The sequence below is a fragment of the Nocardia sp. NPDC050435 genome (assembly GCF_040655395.1).
GTDB lineage: Bacteria > Actinomycetota > Actinomycetes > Mycobacteriales > Mycobacteriaceae > Nocardia.
Genome location: NZ_JBFAJW010000004.1, coordinates 612,021 through 634,877 on the forward strand (window position 1 = coordinate 612,021; position 22,857 = coordinate 634,877).

The window sequence follows — 22,857 nt, forward strand, 5'->3', positions numbered from 1 at the left end:
GATAGTTGGAGAGGAATTGGCAAAGGCCCGGCACGGCAACGAGGGAGTCGGACGTTGAGCAGGTTCACGGACGAGATGTACGCGACCGCACAGTTTTCCCAGCGCGGGCTGGTAACCGGCGAGCCCAGCGCGCCGAAACGCCAGACCTGGGGCGAGATCCACCGGCTGGCCCGTCGCATGGCCGGTGGCCTGGCGGCCGCCGGCATCGGGCGCGGCGACGCGGTCGGCGTGCTCGCGGGCCTACCGGTCGACATCGCGCCCGTCTGCCAGGCCATCTGGATGCGCGGCGCCTCGATCACCATGCTGCACCAGCCGACCCCGCGCACCGACCTGGTGGTGTGGGCCCGCGACACCGAGACGGTGCTGCACATGATCGAGGCGCGGGCCGTGGTGCTCGGCGCGCCGTTCGAGGCGGCCGAACCGATCCTGCGGGAACGCGGCATCACCGTGGTCCGCATCGATCAGCTGCCCGACTGCCCCGACACCGAGCCGCTGCCGACGGCCGAGTCCGATATCGCGCTGCAGCAGTTGACCTCCGGGTCCACCGGCGCGCCGAAGGCGGTGCAGATCACGCACGGCAACTTCTTCGTCAACGCCCACGACATGTTCAACCGGGTGCAGTTCCAGCTCGATCAGGACGTGATGGTCAGCTGGCTGCCGCTGTTCCACGACATGGGCATGGTCGGATTCCTCAGTGTGCCCATGCAATTCGGCGCCGAGGTGGTGTGCGTGACGCCGATCGACTTCCTGATGCGACCGCTGCTGTGGGCCGAACTGATCGACAAGTACCGCGGCACCGTGACAGCCGCGCCGAACTTCGCGTACTCGCTGCTCGCGCGCCGCCTGAAGCAGGCCGCCGACGGCTCGCTCGATCTGAGCAGCGTCCGCTACATGTGGAACGGCGCGGAACCGGTGGATCCCGACACCATGGACACCTTGGCCGAGGCGGGCCGCCGCTTCGGGCTGAATCCGATGGCGCTCACCCCGGTCTACGGCATGGCGGAAACGACTCTGGCGGTGTCGATTCCGGATCCCGGCAAGGGCCAGGTCCTGGACGCGATCGACGCCGATCTGCTCGAGGCCCTCGGCAAGGCCGTTCCGGTGCCCGACGAGCACGCCCACCACGGCAATGTCCGCAGGCTGCCCACCCTGGGCTATCTGGTCGACGGCCTGGAGGGCCGCATCGTCGACGCCGAACGGCAGCCGCTGCCGACCCGCTCCGTCGGGGTCATCGAATTGCGCGGTCCCGCCGTGACTTCCGGCTATGTGACGGTCAACGGCTTCCGCTCCGCCCAGGACGAGGACGGCTGGCTCGACACCGGCGACATCGGCTACTTCACCGAGGCGGGCCTGATGGTGGTGTGCGGCCGGATCAAGGACGTCATCATCATGGGCGGTCGCAACATCTACCCGACCGACATCGAGCGCGCCGCCATGCGGGTGCTCGGCGTGCGGCCCGGCAACGCGGTGGCGGTCCGTCTGGACGCCGGGCAGAAGCGGGAGAGCTTCGCCGTCGTCGTCGAGTCCAACGACCATCAGAACAGCGTGGAGGTGAAGCGGATCGAGCGCGAGATCGTGCACGAGGTGGTCTCCGAGGTCGGCGTCCGCCCGCGCACCGTCGCCGTGCTGGGGCCCGGCGCGCTCCCGAAAACCTCCTCGGGCAAGCTGCGCCGCGCCGCCACCGCCGTGCACCTGGGCTAACCGACCACGGCGTGCAGCCATTCGACCAGGGGGCGCAGGGCTTCCCAGGCCTTGCGCACCTCCTTGCCCGCGCGCGGTGTGCTCAGCCAGTCGGGCGCGCCGTACTCCTTGCTCAGGGTGAGCGCCTTGTGCCGGAGCAGTTCGATGCGCGGGTGGTCGGCGTCGTACCCCTTGGGCTTGGTCTTGAGCTGCTCGCCGCCGACGGTGAACCCCGCCGCGGTGAGTTTCGCCAGGATCGCTTCCAGCTCCGCGCCGCGCACCTCGTCGTCGATGGTGGCGCGCAGCTGCGCGAGCTGCGCGGGCGTGCCCAGGTAGAAGCCGCCGGCGACGAACAGCCCGGCCGCGCCGATCTGCACGTACCAGCCGACGCCGGGCGAGAGGTTGACGACTGCGCCCTGATGGTCCTTGTAGGGCACCTTGTCCTTGGAGAAACGCACGTCACGGTAGGGCCGGAAGATCTTCGCGGTGCCGAAATCGGCCTCCAGGTCAGCGGCGAGCGCGACCATCGGCGCGCGCACCGACTCGTCGTAGACGTGTTTGTGCGCGGTCCAGAACGTCTTCGAATTGTCGGCTTCGAGGTCCTCGTAGAAGTCCAGTCCCGCCAGGGGGAACCCGCTGAAACTCATACGCCGAACCTACCGATCGGCACCGGGCGAGCGTCAGTAGGTGGTGCCGTCGTCGTAGTTGTTCCAGACGTCGACCCAGACCAGGGTGGCGAAGATCAATCCGAGGATCAGGGCGATCGCACAGGCGAGGGCCGCCCATTTGCCGAGCGATTCGCCCTTGCTGCGGCCGACCAGCCCGAGGATGATGCCGGCCGGGCCGAACAGCAGCGGGCACAGGAACACCGTGAGCGGTGCGCAGATGAATCCGAGGATCGAGAACAGCTGGGTGGTGGCGGGCCGCTGCGGCGCGGAGCCGTAGGCGTACTGGCCGGGTTGGCCCGGGTACTGGGAGTAGCCACCGGATTGCGGGCCCGGCGGGTACGGGTGGGGCTGTGCATGCGGCTGACTCTGCTGCCACGGCTGACTCGTATAGGGCTGGCCTGGCGCGGATTGACCGGTGTAGGGCTGGCCCGGCGCGGGCTGTCCTGAATATGACTCGCCTGGCGTGGGTTGTCCTGAGTAGGGCTGGCCCGGTGTGGCCTGACCGGGGTATGGCTGGCCTGGCGTGGGCTGATCCGAGTACGGCTGATCTGCCGTGGCCTGGCCGGGATATGGCTGACCTGGCGTGAACTGCCCCGAATACGGCTGGCCCGGTGTGGCCTGACCCGGGTACGGCTGGCCCGGCGCGGGCTCACCCGGATACGACTGCCCCGACGCTGATTGCCCCGGGTAAGCCTGCCCCGGCGCTGACTGTCCCGGGTACGCCTGCCCCGGCGCCGACTGCCCCGGGTACGCCTGCCCAGCCTGGCTCTGCTGCCAGGGATCCGCCGGGTACGGCGGATACCCTCCGGCCTGCGGTTCCTGCGACGACCCACCGGTCTCGTACCCCGGCTGACCGGGTGTCCCGGACGCGGCCGCCTGCGCGGACCACTCCGAGGCGGCGGGCGTCGCCCATTCCGTCCCGCCCGGCATGATCATCGTCTGCTCGGAGGGCAGCTCCGCCGACTCGCTCGAGGGCCGCGACGTCTCCTCGGCCGGATTCGGGGTCGGTGTTCCCGAATCCGGCTCGGGTAGCGCGGGCGGGTCGGATTCCTGCCCCGACTGCGGCGCGCTGCCGGTGAGCGGTTCCGGCGACTCGTCCGGGTTCTGCGGGTTGGTCATAGCGCGCTCCTCGTCGAAGATGGCGGCTGCCCGGGGGCCGGGGAGCCGCCCCCGGATGAAACGGGTCAGCTGCCGAGTACCACTTCAGAACAAAGTCACTATGCGCGTTCGCTACCGGTTCGAATCTTTACAGATCGGAATCGTCGACGATGTCCACCGCGGCGACCTCGGCGGGTCGCTCGTCTTCGCGGCGGGCTTCGGCGGCGCCGTCGCCGCGGTGCCACTCCTGCTCGAGTTCTTCGCCGATCCCGAGCCTGCCGTCGTCGTCGTTCTCGTGATAGCGGATTCGGAGCTGGTCCGGCGGATCTTCGATATTGCGCTGATATTCGCGGATCTCGTCCGCCTGCTCGTCGTCACCCATGTCTTGATCGAGCCGTTCGCTGGTCATGGCGCCCGTCCCTTCTTGGGGGTTCAGTCCTGCCACGAGCCTAGCGGCGCGCGCCGGAGGTGACGAGTGACTACGCCGAGTCGGGCAGCGAGGTGAAGGCGGCGATGCCGAACAGGAGCAGGATCAGCGCGAGGGCGACCGACACGCCGTTGGCGATCGCGCCCCACTTGCCCAGCTGCTCACCCTTGCTGTGGCCGACGATCCCGAGCACCACTCCGGCCGGGCCGGACACGATCATCGGGAGCCCGCAGAAGGCCAGGACGGAGAAGGCCGAGACCGCGAGGCAGGCGAAGCTGGCGATCGACCACGCCGGTGTCTGGGACCGCCCGGCGTAGGGCGGCACCGGACCGGGCGTGCCGTAGCCGGGATACGGACCGTACCCGGGCTGCGGGTACTGCGGCTGACCGTAGGCGGGCGGTGTGAAACCCGGGTGCGGCGGATTCACGGGCTGCGCGGAGGGCGGCGTGTAGGGGCCCGGCTGCCAGACCTGCGTCGGGTCGGCCTGGGCGGGCTGCCAGACCTGCGTCGGATCCGCCTGGGCGGGCTGCCGGATCTGGGTCGGGTCGGCCGGGGGCGGCGGCGCGTCCTGCGGCTGCTGGGTCTTCCATAGATCGATCGGCTGCTGCGGATCCTGCGGTGTACTCATGTGAGCCCCCCTCCCTGAGTCGAAGTGCCCCCATACTCACACGCCGGCACCGGCCGGGCAAACAACAATGGCCCGGACAGCACGTCCGGGCCATTATTCGTCGAGGTCAGGCGTTGCCGTTGAAAAGGCCCGTGACCGAGCCGTTCTCGAACACCTCACGGATGGTGCGGGCCAGCAGCGGCGCGATGGAGAGCACGGTCAGCTGCGGGAACTTCTTGTCCTCGGTGATCGGGAGGGTGTTGGTGACCACCACTTCCTTGGCGCCGCAGCTGGAGAGCCGCTCGGCGGCCGGGGCGCTGAGCACGCCGTGGGTGGCCGCGATGACCACGTCGAGCGCGCCCGCCTCCTTGAGCACCTTGACCGCGCCGGCGATGGTGCCGCCGGTGTCGATCATGTCGTCGATCAGGATGCAGGTGCGGCCCTCGACGTCACCGACCACGCGGTTGGCGACGACCTGGTTCGGCACCAGCGGATCACGGGTCTTGTGGATGAAGGCCATCGGGGCGTCGGCGAGGTTGTTGGCCCACTTCTCGGCGACCTTCACGCGACCGGCGTCGGGGGAGACGACGGTGACGTTCTCCAGCGGGTAGTTGTTGCGGATGTACTCCACCAGCTGCACCTGCGCGTGCATGTGATCGACGGGGCCGTCGAAGAAGCCCTGGATCTGATCGGTGTGCAGGTCGACGGTGATGATGCGGTCCGCGCCGGCGGTCTTCAGCAGGTCGGCGACCAGGCGGGCGGAGATGGGCTCGCGGCCGCGGTGCTTCTTGTCCTGGCGGGCGTAGGGGTAGAACGGCAGCACCGCGGTGATGCGCTTGGCCGAGCCACGCTTCATCGCGTCGATCATGATCAGCTGTTCCATCAGCCACTTGTTCAGATCGGGGCCGGGAAAGCTCTGCAGCACAAAGGCGTCCGAGCCGCGCACGGACTCCTCGAAGCGGACGAAGATCTCGCCGTTGGCGAAATCGCGGGCGGTCTGCGGGGTGACGTGGACGTCGAGTTCCTTGGCGACCTGCTCGGCCAGCTCAGGATGAGCGCGTCCCGAGAAGAGCATCAGGTTCTTCTGGTTGTCGATCCATGACGCGGTCACTGCTAGTTGCCATCCTTTTGCTCAATTGCCCGACTCGACATCTTCATCGCCGGCGGAAGACGCAGCCTCCGCCGCACGCGCCGCGGCCGTCCCGGGACGGTGCCGCTGCACCCAGCCCTCGATATTCTTCTGCGGACCACCGGATACCGCGAGGGCCCCCGGGGGAACGCTTCTGCGCAGTACAGTACCCGCCCCCGTATAGGCGCCGTCACCCACCGTCACCGGCGCGATGAACATGGTGTCGCTGCCCGTGCGCACGTGCGAGCCCACCACGGTGTGATGCTTTTTCACGCCGTCGTAGTTGACGAACACGCTCGAAGCGCCGATGTTGCTGTGCTCGCCGATGGTGGCGTCGCCGACGTAGGTCAGGTGCGGCACCTTCGAGTGCGCGCCGATCGAGGCGTTCTTGGTCTCGACGAAGGCGCCGAGTTTGCCGGAATCGCCGACGACGGTGCCCGGCCGTAGATAAGTGAACGGCCCGATGGTGGCGCCGGGCCCGATGGCCGCGCCCTCGCCGTGCGTGCGCACGACTTTCGCGCCGTCGCCGACCAGCACGTCGGTCAGTGTGGAATCCGGGCCGATCTCGGCGTCCTCGCCGATGACGGTGGTGCCGAGCAACTGCACGCCCGGCTTGAGCACCGCGTCGCGGCCGATCCGCACGGCGGCGTCCACCCAGGTGGAGGCGGGATCCATGATCGTGACCCCGGCGCGCATGTGGCGCTCCAGGATGTAGCGGTTCAGGGTGCGCGCCGCCTCGGACAACTGCACCCGGTCGTTGACGCCGGTCACCTTGTTCGCGTCGACCAGGCGGGCGCCGTGCACCGGATGGCCGGCCTCGCGGGCCAGCTTCAGCACGTCGGTGAGGTAGAGCTCGTGCTGGGCGTTGGCGGTGGACAGCCGGCCGACCATGGTGCGCAGCACCGCCGCGTCGAAGACGTAGACGCCGGAGTTGACCTCGGAGATCGCGGCCTGCTCCGGGGTGGCGTCGGCGTGCTCGACGATCTCGCTGACGTGGCCCTCGGCGTCGCGGATGATGCGGCCGTAGCCGTTCGGATCGTCCGGAACGAAGGTCAGCACGGTGACCGCGGAACGCTCCGGGTAGCTGCGGTGTTCGTCGAGCAGCGCGGACAGGGTGTGCCCGTCCAGCAGCGGCACGTCGGCGGAGGTGACCAGCAGGTCGCCGCCGAAGTCGGCGGGCAGCGCGGTGAGTGCGCACTGCACCGCGTGGCCGGTTCCCAATTGCTGTTCCTGCAGGGCCGGAGTGATCTCGCGGCCCATGATCTCGGCTTCCGCGGCTACCGCGGCGCCGACCTGTTCGCGGTCGTGACCCACCACCGTGATGAGGAAGGCGGGGTCGATCTCGTTCGCCGCATGCAGCGCGTGCGCGAGCATGCTCCGACCGGCCAGCGAATGCAGCACTTTGGGGGTCTTCGACCGCATTCGCGTCCCGGCTCCGGCTGCGAGAACGACGACGGCGGTCTGCTGTGGCATGGATCTCCCTCGGCTGCCTGTCATCGGGCATGGCGGCGATAGGCCATCGTGCCGCCGATGTGCTCCGCCGCCAGGACTCGAACCTGAACTATCTGAACCAAAATCAGAGGTGCTGCCATTACACTACGGCGGATTGCCACACCGGCGGATCGACACAGAACCCGCCGCTGTGCCAGCGGCACGGGAAAGATCCTCGCATACTAGTCGGCCTCCTCGCGAATCTTGCGGGGCCTCGCGTTGTGCGTGTGGCGGCGCTGTCTGGAACAGTTGTCGAAGGTAGTGCTGGTCGTAGCCGAGGAGGCACGTGGTGACTTCGGGTGAGCCGCAGCGGGTGACCCGTCCACGCATGACGGGAACCCAACGCCGGCAGCAGTTGATCGAGATCGGCCGTGCGCTGTTCGCCGAACGGGGATACGAGGCCACCTCGATCGAGGAGATCGCGCAGCGCGCCCAGGTCTCCAAACCTGTTGTGTACGAGCATTTCGGTGGCAAGGAAGGTTTGTACGCGGTCGTCGTGGACCGGGAGATGTCGATGCTGCTCGACATGATCACCTCCTCGCTCACCCATCACCGCTCCCGGGTGCGGCTGGAGCGGGTTGCGCTGGCGCTGCTGACCTACATCGAGGAGCGCACCGACGGATTCCGGATCCTGGTGCGCGATCAGCCCGCCGCGACCGGGGACGGGCGCTATTCGAGCCTGCTGAACGAAGCGGTGAATCAGGTATCCCATATCCTTGCCGGAGATTTCGAGCGGCGGGAGTTCGATACCAGCCTGGCCACGCTGTATGCCCAGGCGCTGGTCGGCATGGTCTCCACCGCCGCCACCTGGTGGCTGGACGTACGGGAGCCGCCGAAAGAGGTTGTGGCAGCACACCTGGTGAATCTGTGCTGGAACGGGCTGAGTCATCTGGAGGCCGCGCCGCGGCTCAGCTCGCAGGGCACCACGGGTGTGCACTGGGCGCGTCGCGATGCCGACTGACCCGGTTTCGGTAACCAGCGAATTGCGCTGCGCCCCCAAGGGAATGCTGGAATTCGCTGTCGCACGCCCACCTGGTGGTACGGTTCACCCATCCTCTGGGTGCTGTTCGAGCGGTATGTCGGTCTAATTCGGGATGTCGGTCTACTTCAGGATGGCTGGTTTTAGGGATGACAGGCGGATCTGATGGCTAGGCAAGCGCGCGCGGAGATCACCCGCGACTCCGTCCTTGCGGGCGCTGCCGATGTCTTTCTGCGCTTGGGTTACGCCAACGCGAGCCTCAGCGAGATCATCGCGCAGTCCAATGTGACCAAGGGCGCCTTGTACTTTCACTTCGGCTCGAAGGAAGAGCTAGCGCGCGCCGTGGTGGATCAGGGCAACGAGCGACTGGTGTCCTCGTGCCAGGGTTTCTTCGATCCCCGCGTGCCCGCGCTGGAGGCGTGCATCGGCATCACCTACGTGGTGGCCGATCTATCGATGAACGATCCGATGGTCGGGGCCATGCTGAAGCTGACCCACCAGATCGGCGACTATCGCGGCGCCCAGGGCGACAATATCGCCAAGACCTGGGGCGATACCTACCGGCTGCTGTCGGAGCGGGCCATCGCCCAGGGTGATCTGGAACCGAGCCTGGATCCGGAGGTGGTCGGCCTGCTGCTGCAGGAGGTGACCGCGGGCGTGCACATCGTGGCGGTCGGCACCGAGTCGATCGATCAGATGGCCACGCGCATGGAGCGCGCCTGGTATTTCCTGCTGCCGAGCATCGTGCCGCACGAAAAGCTCTCGTACTTCCGGGAATTCGCGGCGCGGCGGTTGCGGCGGTACGTGCCCTAGGGGCCGGTGCGCGATTTTCCCCCGAACGGGGTGCGAACCCGCGCACGGAGCTGGGCGGACGGCGACGGATCGCCTGTCGGTGGCGGTGACTAGACTCGATTGGCCGTTCCGGAAAGCACCGCTGAGCTCAGGAGTCGTTGATGTCCACGCACCGCCCGCCCCTCGCCGGACTGGCCGCGGTGGCCGGGGCCGACACCGCCCTGCGCACCGTCGCCGAGCTGGTCGGGAAGTCGACCGTGGAGTTCGTCGCGCCGAGTGCCGTGCGGCCGTTCGTGGCAGCCACCGTCGCCGCCAGGCGGCCCCTGGTGGTGGTGACGGCGACGGGCCGCGAGGCCGACGACCTGACGGTGGAGCTGGCCGAGATCCTGGGCGAGAGCGTCGCGCAGTTCCCGTCCTGGGAGACGCTCCCGCACGAGCGGCTCTCCCCGGGCGCGGATACGGTGGGCCGCCGGCTGGAGGTGCTGCGCCGGCTGGCGCACCCGCGCGACCCGCTGTTCGCCGCGCCGCTGCGGGTGATCGTGACGACGGTGCGCTCGCTGATGCAGCCGATGGCGGCCGGCCTGGGCGATATCGAGCCGATCGTGCTGCGCGTCGGCGCGGAGTTCGATTTCGACGAATTGCTCACGCGCCTGGTCGAATTCGCCTACACCCGGGTCGACATGGTGGGCAAGCGCGGTGAGTTCGCGGTGCGCGGCGGCATTCTGGACGTCTTCCCGCCGACGGCGGATCACCCGGTGCGCGTGGAGTTCTGGGGCGACGAGATCACCGAGGTGCGCGCGTTCTCGGTCGCCGACCAGCGCTCGATCTCGGAGGTGGACGTCCCCGCGGTGGTCGCCACGCCGTGCCGGGAGCTGCTGCTGACCGAGGCGGTGCGCGAGCGCGCCGCGGCGGTCGCGCGCGACAATCCGGCCGACGCGGCCCTGGTCGAGATGCTGGACAAGCTGGCCGAGGGCATCCCGGTCGAGGGCATGGAGGCGCTGCTGCCCGTGCTGCAGCCCGGCGAGCTGCGCCTGCTCACCGAGGTGCTGGCCCCCGACACCCACCTGCTGCTGTGCGATCCGGAGAAGGTCCGCACCCGCGCCGCCGATCTGGTGCGCACCGGCGAGGAGTTCCTCGAAGCGTCCTGGACCGCAGCGTCTTTCGGTGGCGCGGCGCCGCTGGGCGGGCACGGGCTCGATCTCGCGGCCTCGGGCTACCGCTCGCTGGCCGACATCCACGCCAGCGCCGATCAGCACGGCCTGCCCTGGTGGACACTGAGCCCGCTGGCCTCCGGCGATCCGGCCGAGGTGGTGCTGCCGGTCACCGGCGGCACCTCCGCGCGCGGGTCCGACGAGCTGGTCGCCACCATCTTCGCCTCGTTGCGCGCGCACGTCGCCACCGGCGGCCGCGCGGTGGTCGTGGTCGCGGGACACGGTACGGCGCAACGCATTCTGGAGCGCCTGGCCGATGCCGAGGTGCCCGCCGCGGCGCTGGAGCCGGGCGCCGAACCGGTCGCCGGCGTCGTCGGCGTGCTGTGCGGCTCGCTGCACGACGGCCTGGTCTTCACCGACGCCGGCCTGGTCGTCGTCGCCGAATCCGATCTCACCGGCAACCGGGTCACCGCGCCCGGCGAGGGCAAGCGGATGCCCGCCAAGCGCCGCAACCAGGTCGACCCGCTGGCGCTCAGCGCGGGCGACATGGTGGTGCACGATCAGCACGGCATCGGCCGGTTCGTGGAGATGATCGAGCGCACCGTCGGCGGGGCGCGCCGCGAATACCTGGTTATCGAATACGCGCCCAGCAAACGCGGCCAGCCGGGGGACCGGCTGTTCGTGCCGATGGAGTCGCTGGACCAGCTGTCCCGCTACGTCGGCGGGGAGATGCCGAGCCTGTCCAAGCTCGGCGGTTCGGACTGGGCGAACACGAAACGCAAGGCGCGCAAGGCGGTGCGCGAGATCGCGGGCGAGCTGGTCCAGCTCTACGCCGCGCGCCAGGCCGCGCCCGGTCACGCCTTCGGCCCGGACACGCCGTGGCAGCAGGAGATGGAGGACGCGTTCGCGTTCACCGAGACCGTCGATCAGATGACAGCCATCGCCGAGGTCAAGGGCGATATGGAGAAGGCGGTCCCGATGGACCGCGTGGTCTGCGGCGACGTCGGCTACGGCAAGACCGAGATCGCGGTGCGCGCGGCGTTCAAGGCGGTACAGGACGGCAAGCAGGTCGTCGTGCTGGTGCCGACCACGCTGCTCGCCCAGCAGCACCTGCAGACGTTCACCGATCGCGTCGCCGGGTTCCCGGTCACGGTGAAGGGCCTGTCGCGGTTCACCGATCCCGCCGACGCCCGCGAGGTGATGGCGGGCATGGCCGACGGCTCGGTCGACATCGTGGTGGGCACGCACCGCCTGTTGCAGACCGGCGTGCGCTGGAAGGATCTCGGCCTGGTCGTCGTCGACGAGGAGCAGCGCTTCGGCGTCGAGCACAAGGAGCACATCAAGGCGCTGCGCACGCACGTCGATGTGCTCACCATGTCCGCCACGCCGATCCCGCGCACCCTGGAGATGAGCCTGGCCGGCATCCGCGAGATGTCGACCATCCTCACCCCGCCCGAGGAACGGCACCCCGTGCTCACCTACGTGGGCGCCTACAACGACAAGCAGGTCACCGCCGCCATCCGCCGCGAGCTGTTGCGCGACGGCCAGGTGTTCTACGTGCACAACCGGGTGTCCTCGATCGACAAGGCCGCCAAGCGGATCCGCGAACTGGTGCCCGAGGCGCGGGTGGTGGTCGCGCACGGCCAGATGAACGAGGACACGCTCGAGCAGACCGTGCAGGGCTTCTGGGAGCGCGAATTCGATGTGCTGGTGTGCACCACCATCATCGAGACCGGCCTGGACATCTCCAACGCCAACACCCTGATCGTGGAGCGCGCCGACGCGCTGGGCCTGTCGCAGCTGCACCAGTTGCGCGGCCGGGTCGGGCGCAGCCGGGAACGCGGCTACGCCTACTTCCTGTACCCGCCGGAGAAGCCGCTCACCGAGACGGCCTACGACCGGCTCGCCACCATCTCGCAGAACTCCGACCTCGGCGCGGGCATGGCGGTGGCCATGAAAGACCTGGAGATCCGCGGCGCGGGCAACGTGCTCGGCGCCGAGCAGTCCGGCCACGTCGCGGGCGTCGGCTTCGATCTCTACGTGCGCCTGGTCGGCGAGGCGGTGGAGGCCTATCGGGCCGCCGCCGACGGCAAGCCGATCAGCACCGCCGAGGAGGTCAAGGAGGTGCGCATCGACCTGCCGGTGGACGCGCACATCCCGCCCGATTACATCGCCAGCGACCGGCTGCGCCTGGAGGGCTACCGCAAGCTCGCCTCCGCGCAGGACGACGCGGCGCTGGCCGCCGTCGTCGAGGAACTCGTCGACCGGTACGGCCCGCTGCCCGTCGAGGTCGGCCGCTTGGTGTCGGTGGCGAAGCTGCGGCTGCTGGCGCGCGAGTACGGCGTCACCGAGATCGCGGTCACCGGAACCACACTGAAGGTGTCGCCGCTGTTGAATCTGCCCGATTCCAAGCAGCTGCGGCTGAAGCGGATGTATCCGAGCGCGGGGTACAAGGCCGCCAGCGGCGTCGTCTCGCTGCCGCTGCCGCGGGTCGAGGACAGCGTCGGCGCGGATCGGGTGCGCGATGTCCGGCTGCTCCAGTTCGTCGCCGATCTGCTGCTCGCGCTGGACGGAAAAGCCCAGGGCGCGGTCGATCTCACCGTCGAGACCGAAGCCACGGCGCTGCGATGACCTCCGATCGCGAGGAGTCCGTGCTGCGTGCTGCCCGGCACGCGGCCGCGGGCACCGACACGGCGGTGGTCGCGCGCGGGCTGGCGGGCGCGGTCGAGGTGATGGACCGGCTGTGGGATTTCGGCGGATGGGAAGTCACCCAGACCCACGATTCGCTGCGCCCCTACCTGCTCGAGGAAACCTACGAGCTGCTCGACGCCATCCAGCACAACGACGCCGAGACCATCAAGGAGGAGCTCGGCGACCTGCTGCTGCAGGTGCTGTTCCACTCCCGGATCGCCCAGGCCGCAGGCGAATTCACCGTCGACGACGTGGCCGCCGTGCTGGTCGCCAAGCTGGTCAACCGGAGCCCGCAGCTCACCGGCCCGGCCATCGATCCCGGCGCGCCGCTCGAGGCGAAGATCGCCGCCCAGGAAAAGGCCTGGGAGGAGCGCAAATCCACGGAGAAGGCGCGCCGCTCCTGTCTGGACGGCATCGCGATGGCCCAGCCCGCCCTCGCCCTGGCCGAGAAGGTCGTCTCCCGCAGCACGAAGGCGGGCCTACCCGCCGACCTGATCCCCGAGGACCTGCGCATAGTGCGTCTGGGGGGACCGGACAGTGCCGAAGAACGCCTCCGCAAAGCCACCCTCGCCTTCGCCACGCGCATACGCGCCGCCGAGGACATCGCGGAAAGCGCCCGCGGCACACGCGCTCCGCTCACCGCGGCCGACTGGCGCGAATGCTGGCCGCACTGAGCACGTCCGCAGGGCTGACATCGATCGTGAGAGCGACTAGTGTGTGGAAGCGATCGGCTATAACGCGATGATATGGGGGTGGGGATCATGGCTCGGCCGCATACCTACGATTTCGTGGATCCCGAAGCCGCGCTGAAATACTCGGTCCAGTGCTTCGACCACCGCAACGCGGAAGTCATCGAGGGCTTCCTCGTGTTATCCGAGCCGCACTGGGATCACGAGAGTGTGCTCGATCAGATCCGTGATCAGCTTCGCGTCCGGGTGCGTGCGCTCGAGTGCATGATGGGTGCGGGCGATCTGGATCTGCCCGGTTCGCTGAACTGGTTCGTGCCTGATCTGGCGGTGGTTCCCAGGGCGCTGGCGAAGGGGGCGGGAGCCCTGCTGCCGGAGCAGACTCTCCTGGTGGTCGAAGTGACTTCCGACTCGAACGCACAGACCGATCGCGTCACCAAGCGCAAGCGCTACGGGCAGTATCGCGCGCCGCTCTATCTCCTCGTCGACCGCCGGCAGCAGGTGTGGACACTCTTTTCCGACCCGCACGATCTCGGTTACGCGAAGCAGGACGGCCCGCACGTCTTCGGCACTCCCCTCGCGTTGCCCGCGCCGTTCGATCTGGAGGTCGGCACCAGCGGGTTCTGAGGCGCTGAAAATCGAGTGCCCGGGTCGGTGGTGGGCTGCTACCGTCGCGCGGTCGTATCCGACCGACCGAGGAGGCCATCATGTACGGCGACGAGTTCCAGGTGCCGTTTCGAGCGAACCAGCAAGCGGCGTAAGGGGTTCCCTTAGCGAGACGCGGGTCAAGCGGGGAGCGCGCAGCGTCGGCGCGGGCAAGGAGCTGATCGAGAAGCTCGGCGGCAAGGATCCCTGCCCGTGCGGCTCCGGGCGGCGGTTTCCGCCGGTGCTGCCGGGCGAGCGGGCGCTACGACGACACCCTCGGGCACTACTACGTCAGGGACTAGGGCTGCGCGGTGAGTTCGTCGCCGACGGCGATGACGCCCGGGGCGGCCACGGCGACCTTGATGCCGAAGGTGACGCCGCCGCCGGGGTCGCGGCGGTAGCGGGCCAGGGTGCGCAGGGGTTCGGGGCCGGAGCGCTTGCCGGTCGGCTGATCGACGGTGGTGACCTGGCAGCGCACATCCGGCTTCACCCAGCGCAGCCGGGTGCTGCCGAGGGTGAAATCGCGCAGGTCGTCCTCGCGGTACGGGTCGCTCCAGCCGGTGAGGACGATGTTCGGGCGGAACCGCTCCATCGGCACCGGCTCGGCGCCCTGCTCCACGATGCGGGCGTTCAGGTCGTCCAGGGAGGCCACCGAGGTCAGGTGCAGCGGGGTGGAGTCGGTGAAGGTGATCGCGCCGTGCCAGTCGTCGACCGCGCGTCGATGATCCGGCGCGACGCGCACCAGGCGGACGTCCTCGTCGAGCAGGTCGCTGGCCCAGGCGGCGATCTCGTCGCCCTGGTCGACGCCGTCGCCCTCCCACACGTTGTGCACGTTGACCCGCAGGCGCGGGCCGTCCGGGCGCACCGCCAGCACGTGGCCGTCGTACGCGGGCGCGCTGAGGGTGAGTTTCGCTCCGTCACCGGCCAGTTCGGGCCGGATCACCGACAGCCGCGGGGTGCTGCGCTGACTGCGGAACAGGCCGTCGGGCCGGACGAACATGAAGCTGCGATCGTGCGCGACACCGGTCGGCAGGATCTCCGCCTCGGTCAGTGCGCCGCCCGCGCAGCCTTTGATCGGGTAGAGCCAGAGCTCGGAGACGGTAGCCACCCGATCAGCCTAACCGCGCCCGCCGACACCGAAATCTCACCTTCTCGCAAGTGTGTCGTCACCGTGTGCCGGGAACTCTGTCAACGGGCCTTCGCTATTGTGGCGGCGGAACCCGAAGCCAAATCCGCAGCGACCGCTCGCCGGTCGCTCGACACGATCGGCGGGCCGACCCGCCGGGAGGGACCTCGGTCCGGTGCGCATCAGCAGAGTCGCGGAGCACCCGCGACCGAATCATGTGTTGTTCCACTTCAGCGACACCCACCTGATCGCCGGCGACGGCGATCTCTACGGAGCCGTCAACGCCGAGCAGCGCCTGCGCGAGGTCATCGACCAGGCCGCCGCGACCAGGATCCGGCCGACCGCCCTCGTGTTCACCGGCGATCTCACCGACAAGGGTGAGCCCGGCGCCTACGACAAGCTGCGTGCCATCGTCGAGCCGTTCGCGCGGCACGTCGGCGCCCCGATCGTGTGGGTGCAGGGCAACCACGACGATCGCGCGCTGCTGCGCGGCAAGCTGCTGCGTGAGCGCCCCTCGACGGCCCCGCTGGACCGGGTGCACATGATCGACGGCCTGCGCGTCATCGCCCTGGACACCTCGGTGCCCGGCCACCACTACGGCGAGATCTCCGATCAGCAGCTGGAGTGGCTGGGATCGGTGCTGGCCGAGCCGGCGCCGTTCGGCACCATCCTGGCCATGCACCACCCGCCGGTCCCGTGCGTGATGGACCTGGCGGTGACGGTGGAGCTGCGCGATCAGCGCCGCCTCGCCGACGTGCTGGACGGCAGCGACGTGCGCGCGATCCTGGCCGGGCACCTGCACTTCTCGACCTCGGCGACCTTCGCCGGCATTCCCGTCTCGGTCGCCTCGGCCACCTGCTACACCCAGGATCTCGGCGTCGCCGACGGGGGCCAGCGCGGCCGCGACGGCGCGCAGGCGTTCAACCTGGTGCACGTGTACCCGGAGACCGTGGTCCATTCGGTCGTCCCGATCACCAAGGGCCCGACCGTCGGCACGCCCGCCACCCCGGAGGAGGCCGCGGCGCGGCTGGCCGAGGCCGGCATCGTCATTCCGCCCGCGGCCCGCATTCCGCTGTTCATGCGGCGCCGGCCCGCGGCTGCGGCCGGCCCGGATCCCCGTCCACTGCCCGCAGCGGAGGAATCGGACGACGAGTCGGTGCACTGAGCCCCCGGCGCTCCCAGGGCGCCGGATCGGGGAAGTAGCCCGCCAGGAAGTCCGAAACCCGCTGGGTCCGTTCGGCTTCGGAGACCTCGGGAAAGCTGCCGTCGTTCAGGCAGAAGAAATCGACGTCGCGGTCGCGGGCCAGCCCGTCCAGCAGCGCCAGGCCTGCGCGGCCCGTGGTGTCGACGTAGCGCATCCGCGCCAGTTCCTGCGGCACCGCGCGCCCGGTGAGCAACGCGTAGTAGTGATACAGCGAATTGGTGACCGAGATGTCGGTGGCGGCGCGGAACCGGCTGGTCCGGGTGCGCGCGAAATCGGCGGCGAACTCCGCCTCCATCTCGTGTAATACGCTGCGGCGCAGCGGCACCGGCGTGTGCTCCAGGTGCCGGGTGATGACGTGACCGAACCGGCTCGCCAGCAGCGCGCGGTTCACCCGGGCGGCGTTCTCGAATCCGCTGCGGCGCTCGTCGTTGCGCCCGGGGCCGATCCGGGTGTCCGCCTCGATGAACCGGCTGATCCCCGCCGGGGTGAAGAACATCGACGGCCGTACCGGCCGGGCGAAGAACATGTCGTCGTTGGAATACAGGAAGTGCTCGGACAATCCGTCGATGTGCTGCAACTGGCATTCCACGGCATGGGAATTGAAGATCGGCAGCCCGCTGGTATCGCTGAAATGGTCCACCGCGCGCACCACCGTCACCCGCGGGTGGTCCGAAAGCCAGGCCGGGACAGCGGAATCGGTGGCGATGAAGATGCGCCGCAGCCACGGCGCGTTCTTGTGCACGGCGCGCAGCGCGTACTTCAGCTCGTCGATCTGGCGGATGCGGGCGTCGGCGTCGTCGCCCTCGCCGACGACGACCTGGGCCAGCATGCCCGCGCGCCGGGCCCGGAATTCCGGATCGGAGCCGTCCACCCAGGAGAACACGATGTCGATGTCGAAGCCGACATCGGCGGGCTGGGGCGCGAACATGCCCTCCAGCGTCGGCCAGATCCGGTCGAACAGCCGGACCTGGACATATTCCACGTCGGCGAGATCGAAGACGGCGCGGGTCAGGGCGTTCGGGCGCGGGCATTCCACGGTGTCGCCGTGGTAGTCCCACAGCTCCAGCTCGACGTGGTGCGCGGGGTCGCGATCACGCCCGATGCGGAAGACGTTGTGCGCCAGTTCGATACAGGAGAAGCCACCGGCCATCGCGGTCGCGGTGACCCGCCGCACCATGGCCTGGTGCGCGGCGTCGGTGGCCAGGCCGAGGCGGTGCCCGCCGTCGCGGATCAGCAGGAACGGCACCTCGGCCGCCGCCAGTTCCGAGCGCAGGTAGGCCAGGTCCTCGATCAGCGCCGCCGAGGCCGTCAGGTTCCCGGCCACCAGGGTGGTGCCGGGCAGGGTGCCAGGGTTCACTGCTCCCATATCCATCATCTGTGTCGTCCACTCCGTTCGTGATTCGCTCGCCATGACTTCCCCCCCGGGGCACCGCGCCGACTCAGACGACGACCCGCCGGCACCGAGGGTGCCGGGGCCGCCGGATTCGGCGCGGTCGAAGTCAGGGATTGGGAGCGGCGCCGTAGGAGAACGAATCGACGGGCCGATTTCGGGACGGCAGGATGACCATGTCGTTCTCACCTCACTCGCTCACGTACGCATCGCGTCGGGGGAAGTGCTGGTCCAGCGCACGGCGGGCGACCGAGCGTGGCCACAGCACACGCAGGGCCGGACAGTCATCGGCCGGCGAAAAGAAGAACTCCTGATGAACACAGGGTTGATACGAATGATGCATTGCGTGCGCTGCTCCGTCAACTGTACGCCGTTCGCTGTCCCGGACAGGCTGGGCGGCGTTGCTGATGAGGCAAGGCTTGCCTGGTCAGGGCACCTCGCCGAAAGATCACACACACCAGCGAGCAAGGGCCGCAGCGCTTTAGACTGGCAGCAGTGCGACCCCAAGCAACGATTCGCGAGGTGACCAGATGGCAGCAGGAGCGACTCCCGCGCAACGTCAAGACCACTCGACTGATGGATCAGCCTTGGAGCATCCCGAACTCGACATTCTTCCGCACTGGCCCAAGGACACCATCGCGGTGCTGGTGACCACCGATCCGGCCCCGCACGCCATCCCGGTGTCCTGGCCGGTCCGGGCCGGAAACCGAAGAATCCTGCTCAGCCTGAAGTTCGATCGTGGCTCGCTGGCCCGGCTGCGCAAGCAGCCCGATATCGCGCTGCTGATCCTGGGCGGCGGCAACGTGGCGCTGTGCGCGCGGGGCAAGGCGAAGGTGCTGGCCGAGGAGATGCCCGGCGCCGCGGAATACGTGGCGGTCCAGCTCGACGTCGAGGTGATCGACGATCACCGGCAATCGGCTTTCGCTGTGGCCCACGGCATTCAGCGCAATGTGCTGGACCAGGCCGAGTTGGACGCACTGGAGGGCCGGGTGGCTACCCTGCGCCAGTGGGCCGACCTGTAGGTCCGGAGCAGGCCCCGCGCCGCACCGGCCGGTAATAAAATCACGACGCAAGACGGCGCGCAGGCGCCGAACGGAAGGGGATCATGTCCGTCACACTCGCCAAAGGCGGCAATGTCTCGCTGTCGAAGCAGGCGCCGAATCTCACCAATGTCGCGGTGGGTCTGGGCTGGGATGTCCGCACCACCACGGGGGCCGATTACGACCTGGACGCGAGCGCGCTCGCGACCGGCCCGAACCTGAAGGTGCTCTCCGATCAGCACTTCATCTTCTACAACAATCTGAAGTCGCCGGACGGCAGCATCGAACACACCGGCGACAACCTGACCGGTGAGGGCGAAGGCGACGACGAGGTGATCAACGTCAACCTCGCCGCGGTGCCGCCGACCATCACCAACATCTTCTTCCCGGTCTCCATCCACGACGCCGACGCCCGCTCGCAGTCGTTCGGCCAGATCCGCAACGCCTTCATCCGCGTGGTGGACCGCAGCAACGGCGCCGAGCTCGCGCGCTACGACCTCTCCGAGGACGCCTCCACCGAGACCGCCATGGTCTTCGGCGAGCTCTACCGGCACGGCGGCGAGTGGAAGTTCCGCGCCATCGGCCAGGGCTACGCCTCCGGCCTCGGTGGTATCGCCCGGGACTACGGCGTCAACGTCTAATCCTGGTAGTCCGGCGGGCGGCGGTCCTTGCGGGCGCGCATCGCCTCGTCGAAATTGTCCGTGGTCAGCCGGACATAGATCTGGGCCAGGCCCTCGTGCTGCATGTGGGATTCGAAGCTGCCGGCTTCCATCCCACTCCACAGCATCCGTTTGGTCAGTTCGGTGCCGACCCGGCTGTAGCGCAGGATCTGATCGGCCAGGTCGTAGCAGGTCTCCAGGAGCTTGTCGGCGGGGACCACGCGCGAGACCAGGCCGATCCGTTCGGCTTCGCCCGCGTCGACGTCGCGGCCGGAGAGCATGATCTCGAAGGCGCGGGAGGAGCCGATCGCGCGCGGCAGCAGGTAGCTGAAGCCGAGTTCGGCGGAGGTGAGCCCGTTGTTGATGCCGGCCGCGCGGAAATAGGCGCCCTCGGCCGCGATCCGGATGTCCGCGCCGACGCTCAGGCAGAAGCCGCCGCCGATGGCCGCGCCGTTGACGGCGGCGATGACCGGCTGGTGCATGCGGCGCAGCGCCAGCATGACGTCGTTGAACAGATCCATGGACCGGCGCGCGATGCTGGTGCGCGTCAACCCGGCGACGCCCGGGATGGTCCCGGCGTGTTGCAGATCGGCGCCCGAGCAGAACCCTTCGCCGGCGCCGGTGAGCACCACCGCGCGCACGTCGTTGTCCGCGGCGACCGCCTGCAAGGTCTCGCGCAACGGCACCATGACATCGAAAGCCATGGCGTTCATGCGTTCCGGGCGATTGAGCGTGATCAGCGCGATCTGCGGGCGCGGCCTGGACACCACCACGAACGTCATCCGAACTCCTCGTCGAACTGAAACCTGTTCTAGAACCTACGCGAGAAGCCCGCTGCCGCGCGCGGATTCGCGATGCCGGAGGGAATATCGCGGCACGCGAGCAGATTTCGACGCTCGGCGCGAGGAATCGCCCAGGTGTACAGGGCGATTCCTCGGCCGGGCGGGTCAGGACGACATCGACGAGTCCAGTGAGCGGCGCAGCAGTGGCGGGTGCGAGAACTCGTGCTCGTCGAGCAGGGTGAAGTAGCGGCGCAGCATCAGCACGGCGGTGGTGGCCAGGCCCGCGGTCAGGCCCCACCAGACGCCGGCGGCGCCGAGGCCGAGCGGGAACGCGAACAGCAGCGCGGCCGGCAGGCCCACGCCCCAGTAACCGATCAGCGACAGCCGGAAACCGGCGTTGGTCGCGCCCAGGCCGCGCAGCAGCCCGGTGCCGATGTTCTGCGCGGCGTCGAAGAACTGCAACACGATGCCGATCAGCAGCAGCGTGTGGGCGATCGCGAGGGTCTGCGTGTCGCCCGGCTCCAGGAACGGCCGCAGCACCAGATTCGGAATCGCCACGTAGGCCACGCCGGTGACCGCGGCCACGACCGCGACGTGCCGCAGCGCGACCCAGGCGACGGCTTTGGCGTGCGGATACTCCTCGCGCGCGACCGCGTGGCTGACCAGGATCGAGGCGCCGTGCGAGAGGCCGATCGCGACCTGGAAGACGATGTAGATGATCTGGTAGACGACATTGTGCGCGGCCAGCGCCGCCGGGCCGATGCTGCCCATGACCAGCGCCAGCACCGAGAACATGCCCGCCTCGGACCCGTAGGTGAGCGCGATCGGGGTGCCCAGCTTCAACTCCGCGCGGACCGTGGGCCAGTGCACCGGCCGCGGCCGCGCCGCGAGGGTCGCGCCGAGTTCCGCGTCGTAGCGCACCATCGCCCAGAAGACGGCGAAGGTGATCAGGAAGACCAGCGAGGTCGCGACGCCGACGCCGGTCAGACCGAGCGCGGGCAGCCCGGCCCAGCCGTGGATGAACGCCAGCGCGAGCACCAGGTTCAGCGCCACCGAGCCCAGCGTCACCAGCAGCAGCGCCTGCGGGCGTTGCAGGCCGACGGTGTACTGCCGTAGCACCTGGAACCACAGACACGGCAGCAGCCCCGGCGCCAGCGCGACCATCAGCGGCCGGGCCTCGGCCAGCACCCCGGCGTCCTGGCCGAGCCACTGCAGCGACCAGCCCAGGCCGATCAGGACCGCGCCGCCGAGCAGACCCGCGACGGTGGCGATCAGAAAACCGGACCGCACCACATCGCGCACCGCGCGGTCGGCGGAGCCGCCGTGCTTGTCCGCGGCGCTCACCTCGGCGGCGATCCGATTGCCGGTGCCGGTGATCAACCCGACGCACATGGTGCGGATCTGGTTGAACAGCACCAGCGCCAAGCCGCCGGCGGCCACCTGTTGCACGCCGAGCGTGCCCATCAGGGCGATGTTCGTGGTGGACACCGCGATCTGCGCCAGCTGGGTGAGCGCGATCGGGGTCGCCAGCGCCGTCAGGCGCTTGGAGTCGGCGCGGAACTGGGTCAGGATCACCGCGAGTTCACCAACTGGTCGGCGCGGGCGGCGGGGGCGTAGCGCTGCAGCAGCCCCAGCACCTCGCGCTCGGTCGCGGCGTCGAGCAGATCGCGATCGTTCATCCATTCCTCGTCGAAGACGGTGTCCAGGTACTTCTCGCCGCCGTCGCAGACGACCGTGACCACGGTCGAGCCGGGCGGGAATTCCTCCAGTCGGGTGAGCCCGGCATAGACCGAGCCGCCCGCCGAACCGCCGAGCATCAGGCCCAGCTCGGCCGCGACCGCGCGGGCGGTGGCGAAGGCCGCCACGTCGGAGACCTTCACGCCCTCGTCCAGCAGCGAATAGTCGACCGCGGTGCCGATGGTGGCGCCCGGCGGGGTGCCGGTGCCGGACTGCCAGTACGGGCCGCCCGGCCCGCCGAACGCGATCGAGCCGACCGGCTCCACGCCGATCACGCGCGGGACGCACCCGAGCTGGCGCAGCCGGGTCGCGGTGCCGAACAGCGAACCTCCGGTGCCCACCGCGGACAGCAGGATGTCGACCCGGTCCACCTCGGCCAGCAACTCCTCCGCCACGGGGTAGTACCCGACGGCGTTGGCATCGTTGTTGTGCTGCTCGGTGAAATACGCGTCGGGCAGCCCGGCCGCCATCGCCTCGGCCAGGTCTTCCCGGGCCGAGGTGGCCAGGTTGTCGTCGTCCGCGTCGGCGACGAACACCAGTTCCGCACCCATTGCTCGCATCGCTCGCAACTTGTCCTTACACGCGTGATGATCGACCACTGCAGTAAAGCGATACCCACGTTCGGCAGCAACTACCGCGAGACCGAGCCCGGTATTACCGGACGTCGACTCGATGATATGCCCGCCAACAGGCAGCAAACCACGCCGTTCGGCGTCGTCCACCATGGCGCGCGCCATCCGGATCTTCGCCGCGCCCGTCGGGTTGAACTGTTCGAGTTTGAGCAGCAGCCGGGTGCCGGTGTCGGTGGTGGCCAGTTCGAACAGCGGGGTGCGGCCGATCAGATCCGTCACGCGCGTGACGATCATGGGTGTCTC

The 22,857-nt window shown here is 69.1% G+C and carries 20 protein-coding genes and 1 tRNA gene; 9 read left to right on the forward strand and 12 right to left on the reverse strand.

Annotation, left to right across the window (positions count from 1 at the left end; genetic code table 11):
• Positions 1 to 54: 54 nt before the first annotated feature.
• Positions 55 to 1,701, forward strand: coding sequence for a fatty acyl-AMP ligase (locus AB0I43_RS15220; RefSeq protein WP_356973368.1), 1,647 nt, complete (start codon positions 55 to 57; stop codon positions 1,699 to 1,701).
• Here AB0I43_RS15220 and AB0I43_RS15225 read toward each other — a convergent pair.
• From AB0I43_RS15225 to AB0I43_RS15255, 7 genes are all read right to left on the reverse strand, one after another.
• Positions 1,698 to 2,327, reverse strand: coding sequence for a DUF2461 domain-containing protein (locus tag AB0I43_RS15225; protein ID WP_356973369.1), 630 nt, complete (start codon positions 2,325 to 2,327; stop codon positions 1,698 to 1,700). The genes AB0I43_RS15220 and AB0I43_RS15225 overlap by 4 nt on opposite strands.
• A 33-nt stretch (positions 2,328 to 2,360) precedes the next feature.
• A complete protein-coding gene (locus tag AB0I43_RS15230) occupies positions 2,361 to 3,467 on the reverse strand; it encodes a hypothetical protein (protein WP_356973370.1) in 1,107 nt (368 codons plus the stop codon).
• A 127-nt stretch (positions 3,468 to 3,594) separates the two neighbouring features.
• The gene (locus tag AB0I43_RS15235; protein WP_356973371.1) at positions 3,595 to 3,855 is read right to left on the reverse strand and encodes a hypothetical protein; all 261 of its coding nucleotides are present in this window, start codon (positions 3,853 to 3,855) and stop codon (positions 3,595 to 3,597) included.
• Between the two features lie 70 nt (positions 3,856 to 3,925).
• Positions 3,926 to 4,501, reverse strand: coding sequence for a hypothetical protein (locus AB0I43_RS15240; RefSeq protein WP_356973372.1), 576 nt, complete (start codon positions 4,499 to 4,501; stop codon positions 3,926 to 3,928).
• Positions 4,502 to 4,607: 106 nt separating this feature from the next.
• Positions 4,608 to 5,591, reverse strand: a complete 984-nt coding sequence (locus AB0I43_RS15245) for a ribose-phosphate diphosphokinase (RefSeq protein WP_356973373.1) — start codon at positions 5,589 to 5,591, stop codon at positions 4,608 to 4,610.
• Between the two features lie 21 nt (positions 5,592 to 5,612).
• Positions 5,613 to 7,082: a bifunctional UDP-N-acetylglucosamine diphosphorylase/glucosamine-1-phosphate N-acetyltransferase GlmU gene (gene glmU / locus AB0I43_RS15250; RefSeq protein WP_356973374.1), complete on the reverse strand. Its 1,470-nt coding sequence runs from the start codon at positions 7,080 to 7,082 to the stop codon at positions 5,613 to 5,615.
• 62 nt (positions 7,083 to 7,144) lie between these two features.
• A tRNA-Gln gene (locus AB0I43_RS15255) sits at positions 7,145 to 7,215 on the reverse strand.
• A 213-nt stretch (positions 7,216 to 7,428) separates the two neighbouring features.
• On the opposite strand from AB0I43_RS15255, the gene AB0I43_RS15260 reads away from it, so the two are divergent.
• The 5 genes from AB0I43_RS15260 (at position 7,429) to AB0I43_RS15280 (ending at position 14,026) form a co-directional block, all read left to right on the forward strand.
• Positions 7,429 to 8,061: a TetR/AcrR family transcriptional regulator gene (locus tag AB0I43_RS15260; RefSeq protein WP_356973711.1), complete on the forward strand. Its 633-nt coding sequence runs from the start codon at positions 7,429 to 7,431 to the stop codon at positions 8,059 to 8,061.
• A gap of 183 nt (positions 8,062 to 8,244) precedes the next feature.
• Positions 8,245 to 8,892 (forward strand): TetR/AcrR family transcriptional regulator, encoded by a 648-nt coding sequence (locus AB0I43_RS15265; protein ID WP_356973375.1) that lies wholly within the window; start codon positions 8,245 to 8,247, stop codon positions 8,890 to 8,892.
• A gap of 140 nt (positions 8,893 to 9,032) precedes the next feature.
• Complete coding sequence (mfd, locus tag AB0I43_RS15270; RefSeq protein WP_356973376.1) at positions 9,033 to 12,653, forward strand: transcription-repair coupling factor; 3,621 nt, start codon at positions 9,033 to 9,035, stop codon at positions 12,651 to 12,653.
• Positions 12,654 to 12,754: 101 nt separating this feature from the next.
• Positions 12,755 to 13,387, forward strand: a complete 633-nt coding sequence (locus tag AB0I43_RS15275) for a MazG family protein (RefSeq protein WP_356973712.1) — start codon at positions 12,755 to 12,757, stop codon at positions 13,385 to 13,387.
• Between the two features lie 114 nt (positions 13,388 to 13,501).
• Positions 13,502 to 14,026, forward strand: coding sequence for a Uma2 family endonuclease (locus AB0I43_RS15280; protein WP_356973377.1), 525 nt, complete (start codon positions 13,502 to 13,504; stop codon positions 14,024 to 14,026).
• Between the two features lie 316 nt (positions 14,027 to 14,342).
• On the opposite strand, the gene AB0I43_RS15285 is transcribed toward AB0I43_RS15280, so the two are convergent.
• Complete coding sequence (locus tag AB0I43_RS15285) at positions 14,343 to 15,152, reverse strand: MOSC N-terminal beta barrel domain-containing protein (RefSeq protein ID WP_356973378.1); 810 nt, start codon at positions 15,150 to 15,152, stop codon at positions 14,343 to 14,345.
• Between the two features lie 193 nt (positions 15,153 to 15,345).
• Between AB0I43_RS15285 and AB0I43_RS15290 the strand changes: the two genes are divergently transcribed.
• Positions 15,346 to 16,335: a phosphodiesterase gene (locus tag AB0I43_RS15290; protein ID WP_356973379.1), complete on the forward strand. Its 990-nt coding sequence runs from the start codon at positions 15,346 to 15,348 to the stop codon at positions 16,333 to 16,335.
• Here the strand turns inward: AB0I43_RS15290 and AB0I43_RS15295 are convergent.
• On the reverse strand, positions 16,247 to 17,740 hold the full coding sequence (locus tag AB0I43_RS15295) for a stealth family protein (protein ID WP_356973380.1): 1,494 nt from the start codon (positions 17,738 to 17,740) through the stop codon (positions 16,247 to 16,249). The genes AB0I43_RS15290 and AB0I43_RS15295 overlap by 89 nt on opposite strands.
• Before the next feature lie 611 nt (positions 17,741 to 18,351).
• Between AB0I43_RS15295 and AB0I43_RS15300 the strand changes: the two genes are divergently transcribed.
• Both AB0I43_RS15300 and AB0I43_RS15305 read left to right on the forward strand, forming a co-directional pair.
• A complete protein-coding gene (locus AB0I43_RS15300) occupies positions 18,352 to 18,786 on the forward strand; it encodes a hypothetical protein (protein WP_356973381.1) in 435 nt (144 codons plus the stop codon).
• 83 nt (positions 18,787 to 18,869) lie between these two features.
• Complete coding sequence (locus tag AB0I43_RS15305) at positions 18,870 to 19,445, forward strand: TerD family protein (RefSeq protein WP_356973382.1); 576 nt, start codon at positions 18,870 to 18,872, stop codon at positions 19,443 to 19,445.
• On the opposite strand, the gene AB0I43_RS15310 is transcribed toward AB0I43_RS15305, so the two are convergent.
• The 3 genes from AB0I43_RS15310 to AB0I43_RS15320 form a co-directional block, all read right to left on the reverse strand.
• Entirely contained in the window at positions 19,442 to 20,245 is an 804-nt protein-coding gene (locus AB0I43_RS15310) for an enoyl-CoA hydratase (RefSeq protein ID WP_356973383.1), read from the reverse strand. The genes AB0I43_RS15305 and AB0I43_RS15310 overlap by 4 nt on opposite strands.
• Before the next feature lie 165 nt (positions 20,246 to 20,410).
• Positions 20,411 to 21,820, reverse strand: a complete 1,410-nt coding sequence (locus tag AB0I43_RS15315) for an MATE family efflux transporter (protein WP_356973384.1) — start codon at positions 21,818 to 21,820, stop codon at positions 20,411 to 20,413.
• Positions 21,817 to 22,848, reverse strand: a complete 1,032-nt coding sequence (locus AB0I43_RS15320) for a cysteine synthase family protein (protein WP_356973385.1) — start codon at positions 22,846 to 22,848, stop codon at positions 21,817 to 21,819. The genes AB0I43_RS15315 and AB0I43_RS15320 overlap by 4 nt, the downstream gene beginning before the upstream one ends.
• Positions 22,849 to 22,857 lie beyond the last annotated feature (9 nt).